Origin of the sequence: Sphingomonas sp. SORGH_AS_0438 (assembly GCF_031453475.1) — a bacterium.
Lineage (GTDB): Bacteria > Pseudomonadota > Alphaproteobacteria > Sphingomonadales > Sphingomonadaceae > Sphingomonas.
Genome location: NZ_JAVIZS010000001.1, coordinates 2,744,616 through 2,767,059 on the forward strand (window position 1 = coordinate 2,744,616; position 22,444 = coordinate 2,767,059).

At 69.1% G+C, this 22,444-nt stretch carries 23 protein-coding genes; 13 read left to right on the top strand and 10 right to left on the bottom strand.

The annotated features are described in order from the left end of the window. Positions 1–60 precede the first annotated feature (60 nt). From QE452_RS12775 to QE452_RS12800, 6 genes are all read right to left on the bottom strand, one after another. A complete protein-coding gene (locus QE452_RS12775) occupies positions 61–684 on the bottom strand; it encodes a MarC family protein (protein ID WP_309657507.1) in 624 nt (207 codons plus the stop codon). Positions 685–715: 31 nt separating this feature from the next. Further along, positions 716–1,582: a bifunctional methylenetetrahydrofolate dehydrogenase/methenyltetrahydrofolate cyclohydrolase FolD gene (folD, locus tag QE452_RS12780; protein WP_309657506.1), complete on the bottom strand. Its 867-nt coding sequence runs from the start codon at positions 1,580–1,582 to the stop codon at positions 716–718. Further along, positions 1,579–1,887 (bottom strand): DUF167 family protein, encoded by a 309-nt coding sequence (locus QE452_RS12785; RefSeq protein ID WP_309657505.1) that lies wholly within the window; start codon positions 1,885–1,887, stop codon positions 1,579–1,581. The genes folD and QE452_RS12785 overlap by 4 nt, the downstream gene beginning before the upstream one ends. 13 nt (positions 1,888–1,900) lie before the next feature. Next, positions 1,901–2,206: a YggT family protein gene (locus QE452_RS12790; RefSeq protein ID WP_125993266.1), complete on the bottom strand. Its 306-nt coding sequence runs from the start codon at positions 2,204–2,206 to the stop codon at positions 1,901–1,903. Positions 2,207–2,293: 87 nt separating this feature from the next. Then, positions 2,294–3,202, bottom strand: coding sequence for an acetylglutamate kinase (argB, locus tag QE452_RS12795; protein ID WP_309657504.1), 909 nt, complete (start codon positions 3,200–3,202; stop codon positions 2,294–2,296). A 58-nt stretch (positions 3,203–3,260) separates the two neighbouring features. Continuing rightward, the gene (locus tag QE452_RS12800) at positions 3,261–3,929 is read right to left on the bottom strand and encodes a queuosine precursor transporter (RefSeq protein WP_309657503.1); all 669 of its coding nucleotides are present in this window, start codon (positions 3,927–3,929) and stop codon (positions 3,261–3,263) included. 194 nt (positions 3,930–4,123) lie between these two features. On the opposite strand from QE452_RS12800, the gene QE452_RS12805 reads away from it, so the two are divergent. From QE452_RS12805 to QE452_RS12830, 6 genes are all read left to right on the top strand, one after another. Then, positions 4,124–5,458, top strand: a complete 1,335-nt coding sequence (locus QE452_RS12805; RefSeq protein WP_309657502.1) for a nucleoside transporter C-terminal domain-containing protein — start codon at positions 4,124–4,126, stop codon at positions 5,456–5,458. A 221-nt stretch (positions 5,459–5,679) separates the two neighbouring features. Next, entirely contained in the window at positions 5,680–6,405 is a 726-nt protein-coding gene (locus QE452_RS12810; RefSeq protein ID WP_309657501.1) for a peptidylprolyl isomerase, read from the top strand. After that, complete coding sequence (queA, locus tag QE452_RS12815; RefSeq protein WP_309657500.1) at positions 6,402–7,427, top strand: tRNA preQ1(34) S-adenosylmethionine ribosyltransferase-isomerase QueA; 1,026 nt, start codon at positions 6,402–6,404, stop codon at positions 7,425–7,427. The genes QE452_RS12810 and queA overlap by 4 nt, the downstream gene beginning before the upstream one ends. A 10-nt stretch (positions 7,428–7,437) precedes the next feature. After that, positions 7,438–7,971 carry an EF-hand domain-containing protein gene (locus QE452_RS12820; RefSeq protein ID WP_309657499.1) on the top strand — a complete coding sequence of 178 codons (534 nt, stop codon included), beginning with the start codon at positions 7,438–7,440 and terminating at the stop codon, positions 7,969–7,971. Beyond that, positions 7,968–9,110 carry a tRNA guanosine(34) transglycosylase Tgt gene (gene tgt / locus QE452_RS12825; protein WP_309657498.1) on the top strand — a complete coding sequence of 381 codons (1,143 nt, stop codon included), beginning with the start codon at positions 7,968–7,970 and terminating at the stop codon, positions 9,108–9,110. The genes QE452_RS12820 and tgt overlap by 4 nt, the downstream gene beginning before the upstream one ends. Beyond that, the gene (locus tag QE452_RS12830) at positions 9,107–9,334 is read left to right on the top strand and encodes a hypothetical protein (protein WP_309657497.1); all 228 of its coding nucleotides are present in this window, start codon (positions 9,107–9,109) and stop codon (positions 9,332–9,334) included. The genes tgt and QE452_RS12830 overlap by 4 nt, the downstream gene beginning before the upstream one ends. 78 nt (positions 9,335–9,412) lie before the next feature. Here the strand turns inward: QE452_RS12830 and QE452_RS12835 are convergent, their stop codons facing one another. Further along, complete coding sequence (locus QE452_RS12835; protein ID WP_125993273.1) at positions 9,413–9,907, bottom strand: DUF421 domain-containing protein; 495 nt, start codon at positions 9,905–9,907, stop codon at positions 9,413–9,415. A 177-nt stretch (positions 9,908–10,084) separates the two neighbouring features. Here QE452_RS12835 and QE452_RS12840 point away from each other — a divergent pair, with 177 nt between their 5' ends. Beyond that, positions 10,085–12,934, top strand: a complete 2,850-nt coding sequence (locus QE452_RS12840; protein ID WP_309657496.1) for a pitrilysin family protein — start codon at positions 10,085–10,087, stop codon at positions 12,932–12,934. A gap of 162 nt (positions 12,935–13,096) precedes the next feature. On the opposite strand, the gene QE452_RS12845 is transcribed toward QE452_RS12840, so the two are convergent. The 3 genes from QE452_RS12845 to QE452_RS12855 are packed head-to-tail and all read right to left on the bottom strand — an operon-like array spanning position 13,097 to position 17,433. After that, entirely contained in the window at positions 13,097–14,005 is a 909-nt protein-coding gene (locus tag QE452_RS12845) for a flagellin (RefSeq protein ID WP_309730131.1), read from the bottom strand. 9 nt (positions 14,006–14,014) lie between these two features. After that, positions 14,015–16,120, bottom strand: a complete 2,106-nt coding sequence (locus QE452_RS12850; RefSeq protein ID WP_309657494.1) for a FlgK family flagellar hook-associated protein — start codon at positions 16,118–16,120, stop codon at positions 14,015–14,017. A gap of 17 nt (positions 16,121–16,137) precedes the next feature. After that, positions 16,138–17,433, bottom strand: coding sequence for a flagellar hook protein FlgE (locus QE452_RS12855; protein ID WP_309657493.1), 1,296 nt, complete (start codon positions 17,431–17,433; stop codon positions 16,138–16,140). 207 nt (positions 17,434–17,640) lie between these two features. On the opposite strand from QE452_RS12855, the gene QE452_RS12860 reads away from it, so the two are divergent. The 6 genes from QE452_RS12860 (at position 17,641) to QE452_RS12885 (ending at position 22,366) form a co-directional block, all read left to right on the top strand. Beyond that, positions 17,641–18,045 (top strand): flagellar biosynthesis repressor FlbT, encoded by a 405-nt coding sequence (locus QE452_RS12860; protein WP_309657492.1) that lies wholly within the window; start codon positions 17,641–17,643, stop codon positions 18,043–18,045. After that, the gene (fliI, locus tag QE452_RS12865; RefSeq protein ID WP_309657491.1) at positions 18,045–19,397 is read left to right on the top strand and encodes a flagellar protein export ATPase FliI; all 1,353 of its coding nucleotides are present in this window, start codon (positions 18,045–18,047) and stop codon (positions 19,395–19,397) included. Before QE452_RS12860 ends, fliI begins: the two co-directional genes overlap by 1 nt. Continuing rightward, positions 19,394–19,822 carry a hypothetical protein gene (locus QE452_RS12870; protein WP_309657490.1) on the top strand — a complete coding sequence of 143 codons (429 nt, stop codon included), beginning with the start codon at positions 19,394–19,396 and terminating at the stop codon, positions 19,820–19,822. The genes fliI and QE452_RS12870 overlap by 4 nt, the downstream gene beginning before the upstream one ends. Then, the gene (locus QE452_RS12875) at positions 19,819–20,766 is read left to right on the top strand and encodes a peptidoglycan-binding protein (protein ID WP_309657489.1); all 948 of its coding nucleotides are present in this window, start codon (positions 19,819–19,821) and stop codon (positions 20,764–20,766) included. The genes QE452_RS12870 and QE452_RS12875 overlap by 4 nt, the downstream gene beginning before the upstream one ends. Before the next feature lie 126 nt (positions 20,767–20,892). Beyond that, the gene (locus QE452_RS12880; RefSeq protein ID WP_309657488.1) at positions 20,893–21,780 is read left to right on the top strand and encodes a sigma-70 family RNA polymerase sigma factor; all 888 of its coding nucleotides are present in this window, start codon (positions 20,893–20,895) and stop codon (positions 21,778–21,780) included. A 73-nt stretch (positions 21,781–21,853) separates the two neighbouring features. After that, the gene (locus QE452_RS12885; RefSeq protein WP_309657487.1) at positions 21,854–22,366 is read left to right on the top strand and encodes a hypothetical protein; all 513 of its coding nucleotides are present in this window, start codon (positions 21,854–21,856) and stop codon (positions 22,364–22,366) included. Positions 22,367–22,444 lie beyond the last annotated feature (78 nt).

The following is a 22,444-nucleotide window of genomic DNA, read 5'->3' on the forward strand; positions in this document are numbered from 1 at the left end:
TGCGCAAGGCCGGGGTAGTGGGTGCGGCCGGGCCGTCCGGAAGACCGCCCGGCGAAACGCCTAGCCGCGCAACGTGACGGTGATACCGTCGATCACGAACTGCACGGCCAGAGCGGCCAGCAGGACGCCGAGCAGGCGGGTGATGACCGCCTCGATCTTCGCGCCCAGCACCCGCATGATCGGGCCGGCGGCGAGCAGCGCGACCAGCGTCAGCATCAGGATCGTCGCCATCGCGGCGAGCACCACCAGCGACCGTTCCAGCCCCTCGTTGCGGCCCATCAGCAGCATGACCGAGGCGATCGAGCCCGGCCCCGCGATCATCGGCATCGCCATGGGGAAGATCGAGACATCGTCGACTTCGTGATCGGCGACCACCTTGGCGGCGCGATCCTCGCGGCGCTGGGTGCGCTTCTCGAACACCATTTCCAGCGCGATCAGGAACAGCATGATGCCGCCGGCGATGCGGAAGCTCGACAGGCTGATGCCCAGGCCCCGCAACAGCGCCTCGCCGAACAGCGCGAAGACGAACAGGATCAGCGATGCCACGCCGACCGCGCGCACCGCCATCGCCCGCTTCACGGTCGCGGTCGCGCCCGCCGACAGGCCGGCATAGATGGGCGCGCAGCCCGGCGGATCGATCACCACGAAGAAGGTGATGAGCGAGGAGACGAACAGCTCGATCATGCCGCCCGCGCCCCGGCCCGGCTAAACCGGCTCACAGCGGAAAGGCCACGCCGTCGCGGCGGCAGGCGGCCTCCAGCGTGTTGCGGAGCAGGCAGGCGATGGTCATCGGCCCCACCCCGCCCGGCACCGGCGTGATCGCGCCCGCGACCTCCACGGCACCGGCGAAGTCGACATCGCCGACCAGCCCGGTCTCGGTCCGGTTGATGCCGACATCGATCACGGTCGCCCCCGGCTTGATCCAGTCGCCCTGGATCATCTGCGGAATACCGACCGCGGCGACGACGATATCCGCCGCGCGCAGCCGGGCGGGCAGGTCACGGGTGCGGCTGTGGGCGATCGTTACGGTGCAGCTTTCGCCGAGCAGCAGTTGCGCCATCGGCTTGCCGACGATGTTGGAACGGCCGACCACCACCGCGTCCAGGCCGGACAGGCTGGGATGGACCGACTTGAGCAGCATCAGGCAGCCGAGCGGTGTGCAGGGCACCAGCGCCGGCAGGCCGGTCGCCAGCCGTCCGGCATTGGCGGGGTGGAAGCCGTCGACATCCTTGTTGGGGTCGATCGCGGAAATCACCGCCTGCGCGTCCATGTGCGACGGCAGCGGCAGCTGGACGAGGATGCCGTCGATCGCCGGATCGGCGTTCAGCTCGGCCACCAGCGCCATCAGCGCCGCCTGTTCGGCATCGGCGGGCAGGCGATGCTCGACGCTGACCATGCCGGCCGCGACCGTCGCCTTGCCCTTGGAGCGGACATAGACGGAGGACGCCGCATCCTCGCCGACCAGCACCACGGCGAGCCCCGGCGCACGGCCGGTCTGCGCCTGGAACGTGGCGACTCCCTCTGCCACTTGGGAACGCAGGGTGGCGGCCACGGCCTTGCCGTCGATGATGCTAGCGGTCATGGCGCCGCCTCATAAAGCGCCGCCGCGCGTTCCGCCAGCATCTGCGGGTCGCCGGCGACATGCAGCCGCTTGATCCGCGCCGTCTCGCCGCTGTGGATCGTCACCGCGCCGCGCGCCACCGTGAAATGCCGGGCGGCGAGGGCGCGGACCGCGTCATTGGCGGAACCGTCCGTCGGTGCGGCGGCGACGCGGACGGCGAAATGCTCGGGGCTTCCTGCCCCCCAGGCGTCGCGCCCGCCGCGCGGCGTCACCCGGACCGACACCAGCAATCCGTCCTTCGCCGCGCGCCACGGGCGCCCGGTCATCCCGCCGGCCGGATCAGACGGTCGGACCGTAGACATAGCTGGCCGCGATATTGGGCAGCACGATGCTCGACAGGATGTAGATCAGCAGCAGCACGATCAGCGGCGACAGGTCGAGCGCGCCGAAATCGGGCAGGATGCGGCGGATCGGGCGATAGAGCGGCTCGGTGATCCGCTGCAGCGCGTTCCATACCGAGCGGACGAAGTCGTTATAGGTGTTGATGATGTTGAACGCGATCAGCCACGACAGGATCGCCTGGATGACGATCACCCACCATAGGAGGTTGAGCAGCAACTGGACGATCTGAAGGACAGCAAGCAAGGCAGGAACTCCGGTGGCTAGACCTGATCTATAGGAAGCCCGCGGCCGGGAAAGAACCCCTTGGGCCTTCTTCCCGCCCCGCCGGCCTCAGCGCCCCCTGGCGCTGACCAGCGTTCCTGCACCCTGACGGGTAAAGATTTCGAGCAGCATGGCGTGCGGGATGCGCCCGTCCAGGATCACCGCCGCATCGACGCCCGACTGCACCGCCGCGACGCAGGTCTGCACCTTGGGGATCATGCCGCCGGTGATGGTGCCGTCCTTTTGCAGGCGCAGCACGTCGGCAGGCGACAGGTCGCTCATCAGGTCGCCACTCTTGTCGAGCACGCCGGCCACGTCGGTGAGGAGGAAGAAGCGCGACGCCCCCATCGCCGAGGCGATCGCGCCGGCCATGGTATCGGCGTTGATGTTGTAGGTCTGACCGTCCGCGCCGATGCCGACCGGGGCGACGACCGGAATGATGTCGGCCGCCGACAGCGTGTCGAGGATGCGGCGGTCGACCGCCACCGGCTCGCCGACAAAGCCCAGGTCGACATGCCGCTCGATCCCCTGGAGCGGATCGGGATCGCGGACGCCGACCTTCTCCGCCAGCACCAGCCCGGCGTCCTTGCCCGACAGGCCGACCGCCCGGCCGCCCGCCTGACCGATCCAGCCGACGATGTCCTTGTTGATCGATCCGGCCAGGACCATCTCGGCGATCTTGGCGGTCTCCGCGTCGGTCACGCGCAGGCCGTTGACGAACTGCGACTCGACGCCCAGCCGCTTGAGCATCGACCCGATCTGCGGGCCGCCGCCATGCACCACCACCGGATTGATGCCGACCTGCTTCAGCAGCACGACATCCTCGGCGAAATCGCGCTGCAATTCGGGGTCGCCCATGGCGTGGCCGCCATATTTCACCACGAAGGTCTTGCCGGCATAACGCTGCAGATAGGGCAGCGCCTCGGTCAGCGTTTCCGCCTTGGCGAGCAGGGCGGAGTCGGGGCGGTGATAGGTCATGCGCGCGCCTATAGGGTCGCGCGGGTTGCTAGGCCAGACCCCCGAACCGCGCCGATGGTCAGGCGCGGTCCAGCCGCTTGCCCAGCGCCACGAACAGATAGATGGCCGGCGGCACCAGCACGCCCGACAGCACCACCTTGGCCAGCATCTGCCCCAGCAGCAGCTCGCCGATCGGGAAGACGCCGGCAAAGGCGATGGTGACGAACAACAGCGTGTCGACCACTTGGCTCAACATGCTGGCGAGGCCGGCGCGCAGCCACAACAGGGTCGAACCCTCGCGCCCCTTCAGCCAGGAGAAGATGGTGACGTTCAGCGTCTGCGAGATGCCATAGGCGATGATGCCGCCCAGCCAGATGCGCCAGGTGCCACCCAGGATCAGCTGGATCGCGTCGCGGTTGGTCGGCTGCATCTCCGGCGAGGCGGGCAGCGCATGGACCACCAGCGACAGGAGGACGGAGACGACCAGCGGCACGAAACCGACCTGCACCAGCCGGTTGGCGGTGTGGCGGCCATGCAGTTCGGCGACCGCGCTGGAGGTGACGACCAGCAGCAGGAAGGCGAAGATGCCCGCCTCCACCGCCAGCGGCCCCAGCGCCACCTGCTTGTTGCCGAGCACGCCGGCGATGCACACCATGCCGCCATAGAAGACCGAAAAGGCGAATAGCGAACGGGATACGCCGCGTTCCGCGGCGATTGGGGAACGGGTATGAGTGGGGGCGGAGTCCATCGCGGAGTGCTAGCGAACCGGCCGCGCCTGCACAATCGACTGTTCTCCGTGCCGAAATTATGATTTGAACCGCCGGATGGGCGGAACCCCCGTGGTTCCGGGGATGGGATGCGGGCGCGGTGTGCCCGCGCAATAAGGAATGACGGCGTGGCTTTCGGATGGGACGGCGCAATGGTCTGCGGAGCTTTGCGCTGATGGAACGACTGTTGATCGGGATCGCGGGCATCGCCGTGATCCTGGGGATCGCCGTGCTGCTGTCGACCGACCGGCGCGCGATCCGGCTGCGCGTGGTGGGTTCCGCCTTCGCGCTCCAGGCCCTGATCGCGGTGGTGGTGCTCTATTGGGGACCGGGCCGCGCGGCGCTGGCGACCGCGTCGGGCGGCGTCGCGGCGCTGCTCGGCTATTCGCAGCGCGGCACGGAGTTCCTGTTCGGCAACCTCGCCAACCCGGCGGTGGGCGGACAGAGCTTCGCGATCGCGGCGCTGCCGGTCATCATCTTCTTCGCCAGCCTGGTGTCGATCCTCTATTATCTGGGGGTGATGCAGCTGATCGTCCGCTGGGTCGGCGGCGCGATCGAGTGGGTGGTCGGCACCTCCAAGGTCGAATCGCTGTGCGCGGCGGCGAACATCTTCGTCGGCCAGAGCGAATCGCCGCTCGTCATCCGCCCCTATCTGGCCGGCCTGACGCCGCCCCAGCTGTTCACGGTGATGACCAGCGGCATGGCGGGCGTGGCGGGCACGATCCTGGCGGCCTATGCCTCGATGGGCATCCGCATCGAATATCTGCTGGCGGCCAGCTTCATGGCCGCGCCGGGCGGCATCCTGATGGCCAAGATCATCATGCCCGACCGCAGCGTTGCGCCCGAGGGCGAGCTGCCGCTGGGCGACCTGCCCGACGAGACGCGCCAGATCGCCCTGGCCGAGACCCGGATGAGCGGCGCGGGCCCGGCCTCTTTGCCCAGCGAGGCGATCCCCGGCGAGCCGCTGCCCGAGGCGACGCATGACGAGGAAAAGCCCGCCAACCTGATCATGGCGGCGGCGCAGGGTGCGCAGACCGGCGTGCGGCTGGCGGTGGCGGTGGGCGCGATGGTGCTCGCCTTCGTCGCGCTGGTCGCGCTCGCCAACGGCCTGCTCGGCAGTCTCGGCGGGCTGATCGGCCTGCCCGGCCTCAGCTTCCAGGCGCTGCTCGGCTATGTCTTCCAGCCAGTGATGGTGCTGCTCAACGTGCCGTGGAACGAGGCGGGGATCGCCGGCGGCCTGTTCGGCGAGAAGATCGTGCTGAACGAGTTCGTCGCCTATATCGATCTCGGCAAGCAGGCGGCGCTGCTGTCGCCGCGCACCGTCGCGGTCATCACCTTCGCGCTGTGCGGCTTCGCCAATTTCTCCTCGATCGCGATCCAGATGGCGGTGACGGGCAGCCTGGCCCCCAACCAGCGGCCGATGATCGCCCGGCTCGGCCTGCGCGCGCTGGCGGCGGGAAGCCTCGCCAACCTGATGTCGGCGGCGCTGGCGGGGTTGCTGATCGGCTAGGATGTGCTGGAGCCCAGGGCCGGGCAAGGCAACGCCTGATGGTGTGTGCGACCCTGGGCTCCGGCCTTCGCAGGAGCACCACCAAGGCACGCCATGCCGCATTTTCGCCGCCCTCGCCGGCTAGGGCGGCATTTTACAGCCCGTGGGCACGGCGATGTTCAGTTTGGCGCAAGCCGGCAATTGCTCTACAGCCCGCGCCGATTACCCAAGAGTGGATGTCCATGCGCCTTTTCGCCGGTCTGTTTGCGTTCGCCGCCTGCCTCGCCGCTCCCGCCCTGGCGCAGGATGCCCCTGCCGCCACGACGCGCGCGGCACCGCCTGCGATCACCGACACGCAGAATCTCTGGCTGCTCGACCTGTCGACCGGTGGCCGGGTCACCATCTGGCTGCGACCCGATGTCGCGCCGAACATGGTGGAGCGGATCAAGACGCTGACCCGCCAGCATTTCTATGACGGCCTCACCTTTCACCGGGTGATCGACGGCTTCATGGCGCAGGGCGGCGACCCCAAGGGCGACGGCACCGGCGGATCGACGCTGCCCAATGTGAAGGCGGAGTTCAACTATCTGCCACACGTGCGCGGCGCGGTGTCGGCGGCCCGCGCCGACGATAACGACAGCGCCAACAGCCAGTTCTTCATCGTCTTCCAGCCGCGTCTCGCGCTCGACAAGAAGTACACGGTGTTCGGCCGGGTGATCGACGGGATGCAATATGTCGACGCGATCGAGCGGGGCGAGCCGCCGCAGAATCCCAGCCGCATCGTCCATGCCTATATCGCCGCCGACAATCCGCCGGCCTATGTCCCCGCGCCGCCGCCCGCCCCCGCCGCGCTCGGCGCGCCGGTGACGCTGCCCGGCACCGGTCCCGGCGCCGGCGCCCCCGCCGGCAAGGCGCTGCCGAAGCGCGCGCCCGCCACGGCCCCCCGCAAGGCTGCGCCCGCCCGTTGAACGTCGATCTGTTCGATTTCGCGCTGCCGCCCGAGCGGATCGCGCTGCACCCCGCCGCCCCGCGCGACGCGGCGCGGATGCTGGTGCTCGACGGCGAGGCGACGCTCGACCGCTCGGTCGGCGACCTGCCGCAGGCGCTGCGTGCCGGCGACTGCCTGGTCTTCAACGACACGCGCGTGATCCCGGCGCAGCTGGAGGGTCGGCGCGGCGAGGCCCGCATCGCCGCCACGCTCCACAAGCGCGAGGGGCCGCGCCGCTGGCGCGCCTTCGTCAAGGGGGCGAAGCGGCTGCGCGACGGTGACCGGATCGACTTTGGCGCGGGCGTCGAGGCGACCAGCACGGCGCGCGGCGAGGATGGCAGCTGGCTGCTCGACTTCGCCGGCGACGAGCCGGTCGAGCTGCTGCTGGAGCGCGCCGGGCGGATGCCGCTGCCGCCCTATATCGCCGCCAAGCGTGGGATCGAGGCGCGCGACGCCGAGGATTATCAGACGATGTTCGCCGCCGATCCGGGCGCGGTCGCCGCGCCCACCGCGGCGCTGCACTTCACGCCCCGGCTATTGGAGGCGCTGACCGCCGCCGGGATCGGACACGAGACTCTGACGCTGCATGTCGGCGCGGGCACCTTCCTGCCGGTGAAGGTCGAGGATACCGTCGACCACCGGATGCATGCCGAATGGGGTCGCATCGACGCCGCCGTCGCCGATCGGCTGAACGCGGTGCGCGCCAAGGGCGGCCGGGTGATCGCGGTGGGCACCACCTCGCTCCGCCTGCTGGAAAGCGCGACCGGCGAGGACGGCGTGATCGCGCCCTTCGCCGGCGATACCGCGATCTTCATCACTCCCGGCTATCGCTTCCGCGCGATCGACGGGCTGATGACCAATTTCCACCTGCCGCGCTCGACGCTGTTCATGTTGGTCTCGGCGCTGATGGGGCGCGAGCGAATGCAGGCCGCCTATGCCCATGCCATCGCGCAGGACTATCGCTTCTATTCCTATGGCGACGCGTCGCTGCTGATTCCCTGAAGGGTCCGCCATGCTGTTCCTCGCCTTGCTGCTCCAGGCCCCGGCGTCCCTTCCCAGCCCCCCGCCCCAGGACGCGCCCGAGATCCGCGTCACCGCACCGGGCAAGGCGTTCGGCCAGACGCCCGCGACCCTGGTGGTCGAGCCGGTCGGCATGTTCCTGGCGGCCTGCGATGCGGACGGCGATGCCGAGACAACCCGCAACGAGATGCAGGACTGCGTCGCGCGCAGCTTCACGGCGTTCGACACGGGCAAGACCGGGCAGCTCCGCTACTTTCCCTTCGCCGACTGGGCGGAGCGCTATCTGGGCGACCGCAACGCGCTGCCCAGCCCCTTCGACGTCGATCGCGACGGCGACAACCAGGTCTCGCTCGACGAGCTCCAGGCGCATTTCTCGCGCCTGTTCACCCGGTTCGACCGCAACAAGGACGGCGCGCTGAGCCGCGCCGAGCTGCTGACGATCCGCACCACCGCGGCCGATGCCAACGGCCCCGTCCCAGACCCCGCCGCGCGGGGCCCTCGCAAGGAGCGGCGCGACCGCCGATGAGCCGGTTCACCTTCACGATTGCCGCCACCGATGGCCGCGCGCGTACCGGCGCCATCGCGATGGAGCGCGGCACGATCCGCACCCCCGCCTTCATGCCGGTCGGCACCGCCGCCACCGTCAAGGCGATGAAGCCCGCCGATGTCGCCGCCTCGGGCGCGGACATCCTGCTCGGCAACACCTATCACCTGATGCTGCGGCCGGGGGCGGAGCGGGTCCACCGACTGGGCGGGCTGCACGGCTTCATGGGCTGGGACAAGCCGATCCTGACCGACAGCGGCGGCTATCAGGTGATGAGCCTCGCCGACCTGACCAAGCGGTCCGAAGAGGGCGTCGCCTTCAAGTCGCATCTCGACGGCACGCGCCACCTGCTCAGCCCGGAGCGGTCGATCGAGATCCAGCGGCTGCTCGGCTCCAACATCGTCATGGCGTTCGACGAACTGGTGCCGACCACCTCGACGCGCGAGGTGCAGGCGGCGGCGATGGAACGCTCGATGCGCTGGGCGAAGCGGTCGCGCGACGCGTTCGATGGCGGCGGCGACCATGCCGAACACAATGCCATCTTCGGCATCCAGCAGGGCGCGCTGGACGAGGGATTGCGCAAGGCGTCGGCCGATGCGCTGATCGATATCGGCTTCGACGGCTATGCGGTCGGCGGCCTGGCGGTCGGCGAGGGGCAGGAGGCGATGTTCGGCTGTCTCGACTTCGCGCCGAACCAGCTGCCCGCCGACAAGCCGCGCTACCTGATGGGCGTCGGCAAGCCGACCGACATCGTCGGTGCGGTGGAGCGCGGCATCGACATGTTCGACTGCGTGATGCCGACGCGCTCGGGCCGGACGGGCCAGGCCTTCACCCGCACCGGCCCGCTCAACCTGCGCAACGCCCGCCACGCCGAGGATCAGGGGCCGCTCGACCCGACCTGCCCCTGCCCGGTCTGCGCGACCTGGAGCCGGGCCTATATCCACCATCTCGTGCGTTCGGGCGAGATATTGGGCGCGATGCTGATGACCGAGCATAATATCTGGTTCTATGAAACGCTGATGGCCGATCTGCGCGCGGCGATCGCCGAGGGCCGGCTGACCCGTTTCGCGAATGATTTCCGTGCGCTGTACGATGGCGCCGCCAAAGGAGAGACCGCATGACCGACACGACCGACCAGCCCAACGAGATCCTCGCCGCCGCCGCCGAGGTGAAGGCGCAGGCCGAGGCCGCCGCCGAGACGGTCGCCGCCAAGGCGCGTAACTGGCCGCTCGCCAAGATCGGCCTAGGTGTCGGCATCGGCTCGGCCGCCGTCGCGGCGGCGGTGCTCTATGCGCAGTCGAGCGGCAAGTCGTCCGACCGCAAGGGGTCGAAGAGCAAGGACTGACCCGCCTTTGGGGAGGGGCACGCATCCGTCGTGCGGGCCCCTTCGCAATATGGAGGGCCGACGGCCGCGTGGTCAAACTTACGCGGCATCCTGCTTCTTGATGACGCTCACCTCGCCGTCCCCTTCCATGACGATGCGCTCGACCTGGCTGAGATCGTCAACGCCGCCCTCCTCTCGCAGCTGCTGCATCAGCTCCTCGCGGCTCATCAGTGCCTTGCGCATGTTCTTCCACTGCAGCCGGCCGTCCTCGAACAGGATCATGGGTGGCGCCGCCGTCAGAAAGGCGAACCGCTTGAACCGGAAGCTGGCCCAATTGAGCAGCCAGCTCCAGAACAGGATCGTCAGGACGAACACCGCGCTTTCGGTGATCGACTGCGCGTCGCCGCTGAACGCGGGCTGGGCGCCATCGACTACCGCGACGACGACCAGAATGTCGGCGATGTTCACCTGACCGCCTTCGCGCTTGAGCAGGAAGCGCATGACGAGGAACAGGAACAGGTACATGATCGTGCCGCGCGCCATCACCTCCAACAGCGACAGCTCCGGCTTAAACATGGCCGACCAATCGGGCATCGGGCTCTCCAATCGATCGCCCAACGCCCGAAATGCGCCGATTGCCCCTCCCCGTGTCACGCCGCGGGCGTCGCCGCCCGGCGCGGCGAATGTCGGTGAACCGGCCCGATCCCGCTGGACGACGGACGCCGATGATATAAGGTTCCCGGCGCGACACCCCTGTTCCCGGAGCCTTGAATGCGTCTGATCCGTGCCGGCCTGCTGCTGAGCGCCGCGCTGCTGCCCGCCCCCCTTCTGGCCCAGGCCGCCGCGCCCAAGGCCGCGCCGAACACGACCAGCGTCGCGCCGCTCGACTTCACCGAACGCACGCTGCCCAACGGCCTGCGCGTCTATGCGCTGCGCGACACCTCGACCCCCAATGTCTCGGTCCAGGTCTGGTACGATGTCGGGTCCAAGGACGATCCCAAGGGCCGGTCGGGCTTCGCGCACATGTTCGAACATCTGATGTTCAAGGCGACGCGCAACCTGGTGCCAGAGCAGATGGACCGGCTGACCGAGGATGTCGGCGGCTATAACAACGCCTCCACCAACGACGACTATACCAATTATTTCGAGGTGGTGCCCGCCAACCACCTGCAACGCCTGTTGTTCGCGGAGGCGGACCGGATGGCCAGCCTGGTCGTCGAGCCGGTCAGCTTCGCCTCCGAACGCGACGTGGTGAAGGAGGAGCTGCGCCAGCGCACGCTCGCCCAGCCCTATGGCAAGCTGTTCTCCATCTATTATCCGGAAGTGTCCTACACCACGCACCCCTATGCGCGGCCCGGCATCGGCAGCCTGGAGGAGCTTCAGTCCGCCGGGATCGACGATGTGCGCGCCTTCCACGCCACCTATTACCGGCCGGACAATGCGGTGCTGGTGGTGTCGGGCAATTTCGATCCCGCGCAGCTCAACCGCTGGGTCGACCAGTATTTCGCGCCGATCGCCAAGCCCGGCTATCCGATCCCGCGCGTGACCGTGGCCGAGCCGGCCCGCACCGCGCCGGTCACGCGCACCGTCTATGAGGCGAACACGCCGCTGCCGGCCGTGCTGATGAGCTGGCACGTCCCCGCCGACCGCGATCCCGACATCGCGGCGCTGTCGGTGCTGAACGCGGTGCTGGCGACGGGCGAAAGCTCGCGCCTCTATGAGAGCCTGGTCTATCGCGACCAGATCGCGCAATCGGCCGAGACCTTCTTCGACACCAAGCAGGGCACCGGCAACCTCGTCGCCTATGCGATCCTCGCCGGCGGCAAGACGGTGGCGCAGGGCGAGGCGGCGCTGAAGCGCGAGATCGCCCGGCTGCGCGACGCGCCCGTGTCGGCCGCCGAACTGGCGGAGGCTAAGAACCAGATCCTGACCAGCGCGATCCGCGCGCGCGAGACGGCGGAGGGCAAGGCGTCGACCCTCGCCTCCTCGGTCATCATCGATGGCGATCCGCGCGCCGCCGACCGCCAGCTCGCCGCGATCCAGCGGGTCACCGCCGCCGATGTGCAGCGCGTCGCGCGCCGCTATCTGAACGAGGCGCAGGCGGCGACGATCCGCTACCTGCCGATCGAGCAGAAGCCGGCGGGCGCCCCGGCCGATCCGGTGACCATCGCCCCGACCGTGCAGGTCGCCGCGCTCAAGGCCCCGGCCAATATCCCCGTCTTCACCCCCGCGCCCGAGGGCCAGCGGGTCCAGCCGCCCGCCCCCGCCGCGCCCGTCGCCGCCGACCTGCCCAAGCCGGTCGAGACGCGGCTGGCCAATGGCCTGCGAGTCATCACCGTCGAGCGGCACGACCTGCCGCTGGTCACCGCCTCGCTGGTCGCGACAGGCGGGGCCGCGACCGATCCGGCACGGGCGGCGGGCGCGTCCAGCCTGTCGGCGGCGCTGATGACCAAGGGCACCGCGACCCGCTCCGCCACCGAGATCGCCCGCGCGGTCGAATCGCTGGGCGGTGCGATCGAAAGCGATGCCAGCCGCGACGGCGCGTCGGTCGACCTGACGGTGAAGTCGGACCAGATCGATCCGGCGATGACCATCCTGGCCGATGTCGCGCAGCATCCCGCCTATGCGCCCGAGGAGATCGAGCGCGCCCGCGCCCAGGCGATCGACGGCATCACCGTCGCGTACAAGAACCCGGCGCAGCTTGCCGGGCTGGTGGCGGGCCGCGCGGTGTTCGGCGACCGGCCCTATGGCACGCCGCTGGAGGGGACGCCCGCCTCGCTCAAGGCCCTGACCCGGCAGGACCTGACCGCCGCCTATGCGCGGACCTGGGCCCCGTCCCGCTCCGCGCTGATCCTGGTCGGCGACATCACCCCGGCCAAGGCGCAGGCCCTGGCGCAGCAGCAGTTCGGCGGCTGGACCGTGTCGCCCCCCGGTGCTGCGGCCGCCGCCGCCGCGGAGGCCGGCTTTCCGGCCCCGCGCGTGATCGTGGTCGACATGCCCGGCGCGGGCCAGGCCGGCGTGGTCGTGGCGCGCCCTGCGATCGCGCGGGCCGATCCGCGCTATTATCCGCTGGCGGTCGCCAATACCGTGCTGGGCGGCGGCTTCTCGTCGCGGCTGAACCAGGAAATCCGCATCAAGCGCGGCCTGGCCTATGGCGCGGGCAGCAGCCTGTCGGCCGGACGCCAGCCGGGCGCGATCGCGGCGCGCACCCAGACCAAGAACGCCACGGCGGCGGAGGTCGTGTCGCTGATCGCGGCCGAGATGCAGCGCATGGGCCAGGCCCCGGTGCCGCCGAGCGAATTGGAGACGCGCAAGGCGGTGCTGGTCGGCAATTTCGGCCGCACCGTGGAGACGACCGACGGCATTGCAGGGCTGATCGGCGGCTATGTCGTGCAGGCGCTGCCGCTGACCGAGCTGGGCCGCTACACCGCCGAGGTGCAGGGCGTCGATCCGGCGGCGGTGCAGTCGGCAGCGGCGGCGTTGCTCGACCCCAAGGCGGCGAGCATCGTCGTGGTGGGTGATGCCAAGCAGTTCCTGGAGCCGCTGCGCAAGGCCTATCCCAAGGTGGAGGTGGTGCCGGCCGCCTCGCTCGACCTGGATCGCACGACGTTGACGAAATAGGCGCGGCGCTATTCTCGAAGCGCATCGACGTTGCCGATGTCCACGGGACCCGGCATCGTCGTCGCGAGTGTGGCGAAGCGGTTTAAGGCGTCCTGAGCCGGCGCTGGATCGCTAAGCTACGCTCGCAAAGCTCGCCGGGGAGCACCGAAGGTCAAACTCGGATCATCGGATATAGTCGGTCAGGCTGAGCTTCGAGACCTGACTGAACACCGAATAGCTGGCCTTCAGCACCTGTTGCTGCTGGTCCAGTTCGGTGGACAGCTGTGCATAATCGGCATCTTCCGCATCGACGATCACGCCCTTGAGCAGCGTGCTGCGTTCCGCAGCCCGCGTGCCGAGCGATTCGAGCAGCGCCTGTTTGCGGCCGTTTTCGCCGTCGATCGACCGTACGCCGGCCAGGGCCTTTTGAATCTGATCCGCGGCGCTTGTCATCGCCGTCTTCTGCGCCGCCGTCAGCGTGGTGCCGATATCACCGGCCTCCGCCAAGGTGCGGAACGCCTGGAGTAGGTCGCCGCCCAGTTCCCGCGCCGACACGCCGTAAGTCAGGTCGATCGCGTCGCCGACCCGTGCCGAGGCGCGCACGCCGTCATCGGCGAAGGCGGTGGCCGTCGTCGCACCGACCGTATCGGCCAGCGTCACCGGCTTGAACGGCGTGCCCTGGGTCTGACTGCCAGCGAACAGCGACACTTCGCCGTCACTGGCATTGAGCGCGTTGCGGATCTGCTGAAACGCACTGACGATCGCGCCCTGCGCAGCGGTTCCGTCCCCATTGCCGACCGCCGTCAGCAACGTCGTGCGCAGGCTGGTCGCCGACGCATCGATCGCGCCGATATTGGTGGCGTAGAGCGACAACGTCGTGCCGAGCTGCGACGCCGCCTTGCCCTGCGCCTCCTGCCGGGCGAGCATGTTGCGCGTCGAGAGCGAGCGGACCGCATCGCTGCCGAGGCCGGCGAGGTCGGGCGATTTCTTGCCCGAGCTGAGCTGGTTGATCACGTCGTTCAGCTTGTCGGTGGCGCGGGCGATGCCGGCGGCCTGCGCCTGCTGAAGCGGAATGGTGGCGATACGGGTCATGGCCAGTCCTTATTTGATGGTGCTCAGCAGCGAGTCGAACATCTGGTTCGCGACGCTGATCAGCCGGGCGGAGGCGGAGTAGCTGTTCTGGAGCACGACGAGCTGGCCCAGTTCCTCGTCCAGATTGACGCCGGAGAAGCTGTCACGCCGGGCGGTCGCATCGCTGCGACGATCGCCGGTTTCCTCGGCGCGCTCCTTGGCGCGGCTGGCGGTGCCCGCCGTCTCGCCCAGCACCTTGGTGGCGAGCTGCTGGACGCTGGTGGTGCCGTCCCGCCCCAGATCGGTCGCGGTCGAGAGGGCATTGATGAAGTCGCTCGCACCCGAGCGGTCGCCGACGCCCAATGCCTTCTGCCCGACCGAGGCGGCCTGTAGCCGGGCCAGCGGCACGCGGGTGGCGTCGGCCGTCATGATGCTGCTGATGCTGGCGCCGGCCAGCCCGGCCTCGTTGCCGCCGAACCCGGCCATGGCGGAAAAGCCCAGGCCGGTCGTGCCACGCGTCGTGGTATCCCGTCGGATCGACACCTCGGCACCGCCATTGGTGCTGCTGGCGCTGAACCGGATGCGGCCGCTATCGTCGAGCGAGAAGGCACCGTATCGCGCCAGCGGACTGGCGTTCAGTTCGGTCACCAGGTCGCCGACCTTGGCCCCGGCGCTGCCGGTCAGGCTGTAGGTCGCCGCGACCCGTCCGTTGGAGTCGCGGACCGCCATCTCCACGGTCGCGCCGGCCGAGAAGTTCAGCCCGTGTGCGTCGGTCGCCACGAAGCCGGAGGGGACGAGCGGCGCGGTCTTGCTGCGCACCACGTCGTTCAGCCCGAAATATTGCGAGAAGCCGACGCCGCCGCGCGCGCTGGGGTTGCTGCTGTCCTGCGCGACCACCACGCCGTTGGTGCTGCCCGCCGCCGTGATCGACAAGCTGCCATTGGTGAAACTGGCGGTGGCCGCTCCGCCCAATCCGGCATTGATCGCGGCGATCGCGTCATCGACGGTCGACAGGCCGGACAGGTTGATGGTGGACTGACCGACCAGCGTCCCGTCGCGCGCGGTGACCGCCACGGTGATGCCGCCGCTGAACCCCAGCCGGTCGCTGCCGGACAGCAAGGTCGGCCGCCCCTCCAGCCGATTGGGCGCGGGCACGGCCGTACCGGCGTTGCTGGCGGCGTTCAGCGCCTTGGCCAGGCCGGCAAAGACCGAACCCAGCCGCTCGGCGAAATCGGGCAGTTGCCGGTCGCGCAGGTCGATCAACCCGCCCAGCTTGCCGCCGAGCTGCGGTCCGTCCAGCGTCTCGCCCGTGGCGGCGCCGGATACGCCCTTCTCGTCGGCGAAATGCACCGCGATCGCCGGATAGCCCGAGGTCATGGTCGCCGAGCCGTTGCTATCATAGCTCAACTGGCGTGGCAGCTTGTCGAGCAGCGTCACGCCGCCCTTGGTCGCGATGGTGATGCGGCCATTGGGCAGGCGCTGCGTGTCGATGCCGATCAGCCCCGACAATTCCTCGATCGCCGTGGTCCGCCGGTCGGCCGCGCCGGCCGAACTCTGCCCCAGCGCCTCGGCCCGGGAAATATCGTCGTTCAGGCCGTGCAGCGTCTGGAGCAGCGTGTTGATCCGCCGCACCGTCTGCCCGGTATTGTGGTCCACCTCGCTGCGCATCGCCTCGACATCGCTGCCGATCGACTGCATCGTCGCGACCGTATCGGCGATCGCCCCCATCATCGTGGCGGCCGCCTGCGTGCCGGAGGTCGTACCGCCGGTCGTGCCACCGAGCGCGGTGGTGGCGGCGATGATCGCCTGCAACCGGCCCGGCAGCGCGGTTTTTGATCCCGGCGATCCGAGCAGCGCCTGCAAGCGTTGCAGATAGTCGGAGGTGGTAGCCGCCGCGCCCGCATCGCTTGCGCGGCCAAGGACCACATCCTCCAGATAGCGGTCGGCGACCCGGGCGGGTTCGCCGACCAGCACGCCGTTGGTCCGGCCGCCGGCCACGCCGGTCTGCTGCGACAGCTTCTCGCGCGCATAGCCGGTCGTGTTGACGTTGGCGATGTTGTTGGACGCGGTGCGGATGCCGGCCTGCGCCGCGTTGAGGCCCGACAGGGCCGATGACAGGATCTGACTGAGCGACACCGCGTCCGTTCCTTATCTTAGCGCTTCAGGTTGCTGACTTCCTGGAGCATGTCGTCCACCGTGGTGATGATCTTCGACGAGGCGCTGTAGGCGCGCTGGAAGCGGATCATGTCGGTGAACTCCTTGCCCAGGTCGGAGGTCGATGCCTCCAGCGAGAAGGCGGAGATGGTGCCGCCGCCCTCGCCGGGCGCGACGATCTTGAAGTCGCCCGACTGGCTGGAGGTGGCGAAGCCATTGCCCGATATACGGGTCATGCCGTCCGGATTGGGCACGGTCGCGATCGGCAGCTTGAACACGGCGCGCGACGTGCCATCCTCGAACTTGGCGCTGACGATGCCGTCGGTGGACACCTCGATCGACGCGATCGTCCCCAATTTGCCGCCATTGACGGTCGGCGTCGCGGTGAACGGCGTGTCATAGGAGGTGAAGCCGTTGACGCCGCCATTGTCGCCGAAGTTGAGCGCGATCGGCGATGCGGCCGCGCCGTTCGTCCAGCTCGGCGTGATCGATCCGAACAGCGCGGCGCTGCTGCCGGCCTTGTCCAGACTGCCGTCCGCGTTGAACTTGATCGTGCCGCTGGCCAGCACGCCGCCGCCGGCCGTCACCTCGCTAGCCGGCGAGGCATAGATCTCGCCTCTCCACGTGTTCACCCCGGTGCGGATCACCGCCAGGTTCACACGGTGGGATACGCCCTGCGCGTCGGTCACGTCCAACGGCCGGGTGAATGCCGGGGTCACCGCACCCGATGCCATGTCGCCCGCATTGTAGGTGCCGGTATAGGCGGTGGTGGTGGTCGGGAAATTCGCCTTCATCGTGATCGCGGTGGTCGCGCTGGCCGTTCCCTGCAGGTCGCTGAGCTTCACCGATTCCAGGCCGGTCATCGTGCCGGTATTGACGTAGCCGCCGGTCGGCGACAGGCGCCACCCCTGGAGATAGGCGCCCGAGGTATTGACCAGATAGCCCTGCTTGTTCGGCACGAACGAGCCGGCACGGGTCAGCGACACGGCGCTGTTCGCATCCGAACCGGCGCGCGTGACGAAGAAACCGTTGCCGTTGATCGACAGGTCGGTCGAGTTGCTCGACGGCGCGGTCAGACCGGCCTTGGAGATCAGCGAATGAGCCACGGCCTTGACGCCGCCGGCGACATAGGTCGCGCCCGCGCGCCCCTCGCCCACCATCGTGCTGAACTGGGTTTCGGTGGCCTTGTAGCCGACCGTGTTGATGTTGGTGATGTTGTCGGCGACGGTCGCCATCGCGCTGCTCTGCGCGTTGAGGCCGGACACGCCGGCCGACAGGGCGGAATAAAGACTCACTTGTGCGTCTCCTATGCGGGACAGGACGGGGGACAGCGGCGGGCCGATGCCCGTCTTAACCGATTATAGAGGGACGCGGTCGCGGCCGGTCGCCACCAGGCCGGATTTGCCGCCCCGCCAGAAAGTGACGGCAAAAATTGCCGGGCCGCGTCCGAAGCTGCCGCTACGGTTCCTATAAGATGCCCATCACATAAATGGAGCCGATCGATGACCCTGCGGATTGCGTTGCGCGATGGCGAGAAGATGATCGTGAACGGCGCGGTCCTTCGAGCCCGAGGCCGCACTGAACTGCTGATCGAAAATCAGGTGTCGCTGCTGCGCGCGCGCGAAGTGATGCACCCCGATCAGGCCACGACGCCGGCCCGTCGGCTCTATCTGGCCACCATGTTCGCCTATATCGACGAAGCCAATCGCGAACGTCATCGGCTTCAGGTCGTCGATATGCTCGCCGACCTGATGGGTGTGTTCGAGACTGCGGCCGGACGCACTGCGTGCCTGGAATTCGCCAGCTTCGTCGCCGTCAGCGACTATTATCGTGCGCTCGGCGCCTGCCGCGTGTTGATCGATCATGAAGCCGCGGTCTTCGCCCGCATCGAGGGGGAGGCAGCCTGATGCGCCCGGACAGCTCCTTTGCGATGGCGGCGGCCTCCCTGCGCGACATGCCGCGCGAGGATCGCTACGGCGTCGTCGTCTCGGTACGCGGCGCGCTGATCGAGGTCGCCGGCCTGACCGGCGCCGCCGCGATCGGATCGCGCCTGCGCATCGCCCATGACAAGGGCACGCTGGAAGCGGAAGTCACCGGCCTGGAAGGCGATCTGTGCCAGTGCCTACCGTTCAGCGACCCCTATGGCATCGCCACCGGCGCGCGCGCGGTGCTGGCCGCCGGCCAGTTCAACGTCCGCCCCGACGTGACCTGGCTGGGCCGCATGGTCGATGGCCTGGGCCGTCCGGTCGACGGCCGCGGCATCCTGCCCTCGGGGCTCGTCGCCCGGCCGATCCGCGCCGCGCCGCCCCCGGCCGCCGAGCGCGCCCGCGTCGGCGCCAAGCTGGAGACCGGCGTGCGCGCGCTCGACGTGTTCGCGCCGCTCTGCACCGGGCAGCGGCTCGGCCTGTTCGCCGGCTCGGGCGTCGGCAAGTCGGTGCTGCTGTCGATGCTGGCGCGCTGGACCAAGTGCGACGTGGCCGTCATCGGCCTGATCGGCGAGCGCGGTCGCGAGGTGCAGGAATTCGTCGAGGACGATCTGGGGCCGGAGGGCCTCGCCCGCAGCGTCGTGGTCGTCGCGACCAGCGACGAGCCGGCGCTGATGCGTCGCCAGGCCGCCTGGACGACGATGGCGATCGCCGAGCATTTCCGCGACCAGGGGCTGAACGTGCTGTGCCTGATGGATTCGGTCACCCGCTTCGCCATGGCGCAGCGCGAGATCGGCCTCGCCAGCGGCGAACCGCCCGCGACCAAGGGCTATACGCCGACCGTCTTCGCCGAACTGCCGCGCCTGCTGGAGCGGGCGGGACCGGGCCGGACGGGCCAGGGATCGATCACCGGCGTCTTCACCGTGCTGGTCGATGGCGACGATCATAACGAGCCGGTAGCCGATGCGGTGCGCGGCATCCTGGACGGTCACGTCGTGATCAGCCGCAAGATCGCCGAGCGCGGCCGCTATCCGGCGATCGACGTGCTCAAGTCGGTCTCGCGCACCCTGCCGCACTGCCACGACGCCGCCGAGAACGAGACCCGCCTCGCCGCGCGCCGCATGTTGTCGACCTTCGGCGACATGGAGGAGATGGTGCAGCTCGGCGTCTACAAGCCCGGCTCCAATGCAGAGGTCGACACCGCGATCCGGCTGGCGCCGACGATCGAGGGGCTGTTGAAGCAGGGCAAGCAGGATCGCGGCCGCGCCGATGAGATCTTCGCCGACCTGAACGCCCTGATCGAGGGGGCTCGGACGCTGGAGAATGCGGCGTGAAGACGCCCTATGACACCGCGCTGCGCGTGACCGATCGCCAGCTCGACCAGGTGCGTGCGGCGATCGGCCAGGCCATCGACGAACTGCAACGCGTCGAGCAGGCACAGCGCGAGATCGATGCCGCGATGCGCCGCGAAGGCGTCGCGTCCGGCAGCGACCATCGCATGTTGACCGAGCATTTTTTCGTGCGCGCCCGCGCCGACCGCCAGCGCCTGCGCGAACGGCGGGCGCTGGCCCATGCCCAGCTGGAGGAACTGCGTCGCCAGGCGGTGGACTGCTATGGCTCGCGCACCGCGATCGAGAATGCCGCCGGCACCTTCCGCGAGGAAGCGCTGCGTCTGGAGGCCAATGCCGAACAGATGGCGAATGACGACCGGGTCGGCGCGCGTGCCGGGCGGTTCCGCCGTACCAGTCCGCTACCGTGATCGACCGCCTCGCCTTCCAGGCGCTGCCGCCGGCGCGGCGCGCGGCGCTGATCTATGGCGAGGCGCAGGCGGAAATGTCGCAGCGCCTGTGGCGCGCCGCGCTCGGGCCGACCGGTCGCTCCGACCAGGAGGATGGCGGCCGCCTGCCCTCGTTCGACAGCGACACGCGCCGCGCCAATCTCGATTCCCTCCTCGCCCTGTTGGGCGAGTCCGCCCCATCGCCGGCCGCGCCCAGTGCGCCCGCGAAGCCGGCGGTCCACACATCGTCACCGACGACGGCCTCGGTCGAGGTCGATGGGCTTGGCCCCAATCAGGTCTATGCGCCGGCGCTGCGCACCGCCGCCGCGCGCACCGGGATTCCCGCCGCCGCGCTGGCCGCAATCGTCGATGCCGAAGCGGGCAAGGATTCGTCCGGCCGCTGGCAGACCCTGTCGCGCAACCCGCGCTCCAGCGCCGCCGGCCTCGGCCAGTTCCTCAGCCGCACCTGGGAAGGCATGGCCGAGACGCCGGGCACCTGGCTGAACGCCCTCGCCAGCGCCAATGGTTGGCTGGGCGGGAATGGTCAGGTGCTGGCCAGCGCACGCGCCAATATCCTCGCGCTCCGTTACGATCCCACCGCCGCGATCAATGGCATCGCCGATTATGCCCGCCGCAATCTCGACGGGCTGGAGCGGGCCGGCGTCAATATCGATGGTGCCGAATCGGGCACCGCGCGACTCGCCTATCTCGCGCATCACCTGGGCCTGGGCGACGCGATTCGCTTCCTGCGCCATGGTGGTCTCGACGAACATCGCGCCCGCACCCTGCTCCATGCGCAGGTCGGCAGCGGCGACAGCGGCCGGCGAATCGCCCAGGCGGGCACCGCCACCGCCGCGCATCGCAACTGGCTGCTCGGCTATGTCGATCATCACATCGACGCGGGCCGCTTCGCGCGAACCCTCTGAGAAGCGCCACCTTCCATTATAGGATCAAAAAAGACTCCTAATGGATTTATACAGGATGTTAACCATTTCGCTTCACTAAGGTCCTCGTACGGAGCGAACGTCGCTCCTGGGTTTGGGGAACCTGCAATGTCCAAGATCACCGCCGCTCTGGAAGCCGCCGTCGCTACCGTGATCGCCGCCACGCCCGCCGAGGGCGAGCGCCAGACGAACCGGCAGCGCGTCGAATCCGAGCGCGCCTTCGCGACCATCCTGAAGCTGATCGCGCCCCGCATCCGCCACTTCATCCGCCAATACGGCCTGCTCGCCCATTGGGAGGATGCCGAGCAGGTCTGCGCGATCGGCGTCCACCGCGCGATCCAGGCCTACAATCCGGAAAAGGCGCAGTTCACCACCTTCGTGAACTGGCAGATTCGCGGCGAGCTGCAGGGCCTGCGCTTCCGCCTGATGACCGACCAGCGCCCCTCGGCGAAGCGCGTCGCCGCGACCACCGTGTCGCTCCACGCCGTCTCGACGACCGGAGAGGGCGAGGAGAACAGCCTGGAATCGATGCTGCTCGACGAGGAGTCGCTGGAGCGGACCGAATCGGGTGCTTCTTCCTATATGGCCGACACCACGCGGACCCGCCTGGTCAGCGAATATGTCGAGCATCTGCGCACCGTCGGCATGGACCAGCTCAAGCGCCGCGCCCGCACCCGCGCCCCGGCCGCCGGCACCACCACCGGCCCGCGCCTCCGCTCCGACCTCTATCCGGTCGACCCCACCGAGGTCCGCGCGCTGGAGGAGCGGATCGCCACCCATCGCGAGGCGATCGAACGCCGCCTCAGCCTGAGCGAAGAGGAAAACGCTGTTTCCATGATCGACGACGCGGCGCGCGAACGCTCGCGCCAGGTCGCCAAGCGGGCAGCGGTGGCGATCGCAGAGCTGGCCCAGCGCACGCCGCGTTTCGCCGACGGCCTGCGCAGCCCGGCCCTGCCCGCCCGCCCGCGCGCCATCGCCAAGTCCGCCGCACGCTGATCCCGTGTCGCTGCGCCGTCGCCCGACCGTAATTCCCGCAACCTACGCCCTGAAACGGCGCAACGCTCCTAGAATGAAGAAGTATCTGGAGAGCGTATCGATGATGGGCGACAATTTGGTGGACAAGCGCATCGCTCCGTTGATGGCGCTGGTCGACACCGACTTCCAGCAAGCCGCCGGCGACCTGATCGTCGTGGCGCGTGGCCTGCTCTCGCTCAGCGATGCCGCCCTGCTCGCACGAACCCCGGACGGCCGGCTGACGCTGTGGACGTCGGACTCGCGTATCTGCCTCGACCGGGCCCGCGTCCTGACCGGCGATCCGGTGCTGCGCCCCGCCGTCGTCGCCTTCGACCTGGCCGCGCGCCAGTTGCTCGGCCGCCTCGCCACCGCGCCCGCCATGGGCGCCGCCGTCACCCTGGTCACCGATGGTACCGGGCTGACCCTGACCCATGACCGGCCGACCAGCGACCCCGCCTGGCTATTCGACCTGGCCGGCTGCGACGGCCATGCCCTGCCCGTGCTGCCGATGGCGACCGACGGCATCTGGCCGATGCTCGCGGCGATGGATCGCCCCACCGTCCACTAACCATATTGCTTCCCATCTATCGGAAGCGTCGTTCATCCGATATGCAGGTTCGGCAAGGGACAGAGCGCCCGTCTGAGC

Excerpts from the sequence above, each read along its gene's own strand:
- QE452_RS12775 (WP_309657507.1), bottom strand. The coding sequence starts at position 684 with ATGATCGAGCTGTTCGTCTCCTCGCTCATCACCTTCTTCGTGGTGATC.
- folD (WP_309657506.1), bottom strand. The coding sequence starts at position 1,582 with ATGACCGCTAGCATCATCGACGGCAAGGCCGTGGCCGCCACCCTGCGT.
- QE452_RS12785 (WP_309657505.1), bottom strand. The coding sequence starts at position 1,887 with ATGACCGGGCGCCCGTGGCGCGCGGCGAAGGACGGATTGCTGGTGTCG.
- argB (WP_309657504.1), bottom strand. The coding sequence starts at position 3,202 with ATGACCTATCACCGCCCCGACTCCGCCCTGCTCGCCAAGGCGGAAACG.
- QE452_RS12800 (WP_309657503.1), bottom strand. The coding sequence starts at position 3,929 with ATGGACTCCGCCCCCACTCATACCCGTTCCCCAATCGCCGCGGAACGC.
- QE452_RS12805 (WP_309657502.1), top strand. The coding sequence starts at position 4,124 with ATGGAACGACTGTTGATCGGGATCGCGGGCATCGCCGTGATCCTGGGG.
- QE452_RS12810 (WP_309657501.1), top strand. The coding sequence starts at position 5,680 with ATGCGCCTTTTCGCCGGTCTGTTTGCGTTCGCCGCCTGCCTCGCCGCT.
- QE452_RS12820 (WP_309657499.1), top strand. The coding sequence starts at position 7,438 with ATGCTGTTCCTCGCCTTGCTGCTCCAGGCCCCGGCGTCCCTTCCCAGC.
- tgt (WP_309657498.1), top strand. The coding sequence starts at position 7,968 with ATGAGCCGGTTCACCTTCACGATTGCCGCCACCGATGGCCGCGCGCGT.
- QE452_RS12830 (WP_309657497.1), top strand. The coding sequence starts at position 9,107 with ATGACCGACACGACCGACCAGCCCAACGAGATCCTCGCCGCCGCCGCC.
- QE452_RS12835 (WP_125993273.1), bottom strand. The coding sequence starts at position 9,907 with ATGCCCGATTGGTCGGCCATGTTTAAGCCGGAGCTGTCGCTGTTGGAG.
- QE452_RS12840 (WP_309657496.1), top strand. The coding sequence starts at position 10,085 with ATGCGTCTGATCCGTGCCGGCCTGCTGCTGAGCGCCGCGCTGCTGCCC.
- QE452_RS12845 (WP_309730131.1), bottom strand. The coding sequence starts at position 14,005 with ATGACCCGTATCGCCACCATTCCGCTTCAGCAGGCGCAGGCCGCCGGC.
- QE452_RS12860 (WP_309657492.1), top strand. The coding sequence starts at position 17,641 with ATGACCCTGCGGATTGCGTTGCGCGATGGCGAGAAGATGATCGTGAAC.
- fliI (WP_309657491.1), top strand. The coding sequence starts at position 18,045 with ATGCGCCCGGACAGCTCCTTTGCGATGGCGGCGGCCTCCCTGCGCGAC.
- QE452_RS12880 (WP_309657488.1), top strand. The coding sequence starts at position 20,893 with ATGTCCAAGATCACCGCCGCTCTGGAAGCCGCCGTCGCTACCGTGATC.
- QE452_RS12885 (WP_309657487.1), top strand. The coding sequence starts at position 21,854 with ATGAAGAAGTATCTGGAGAGCGTATCGATGATGGGCGACAATTTGGTG.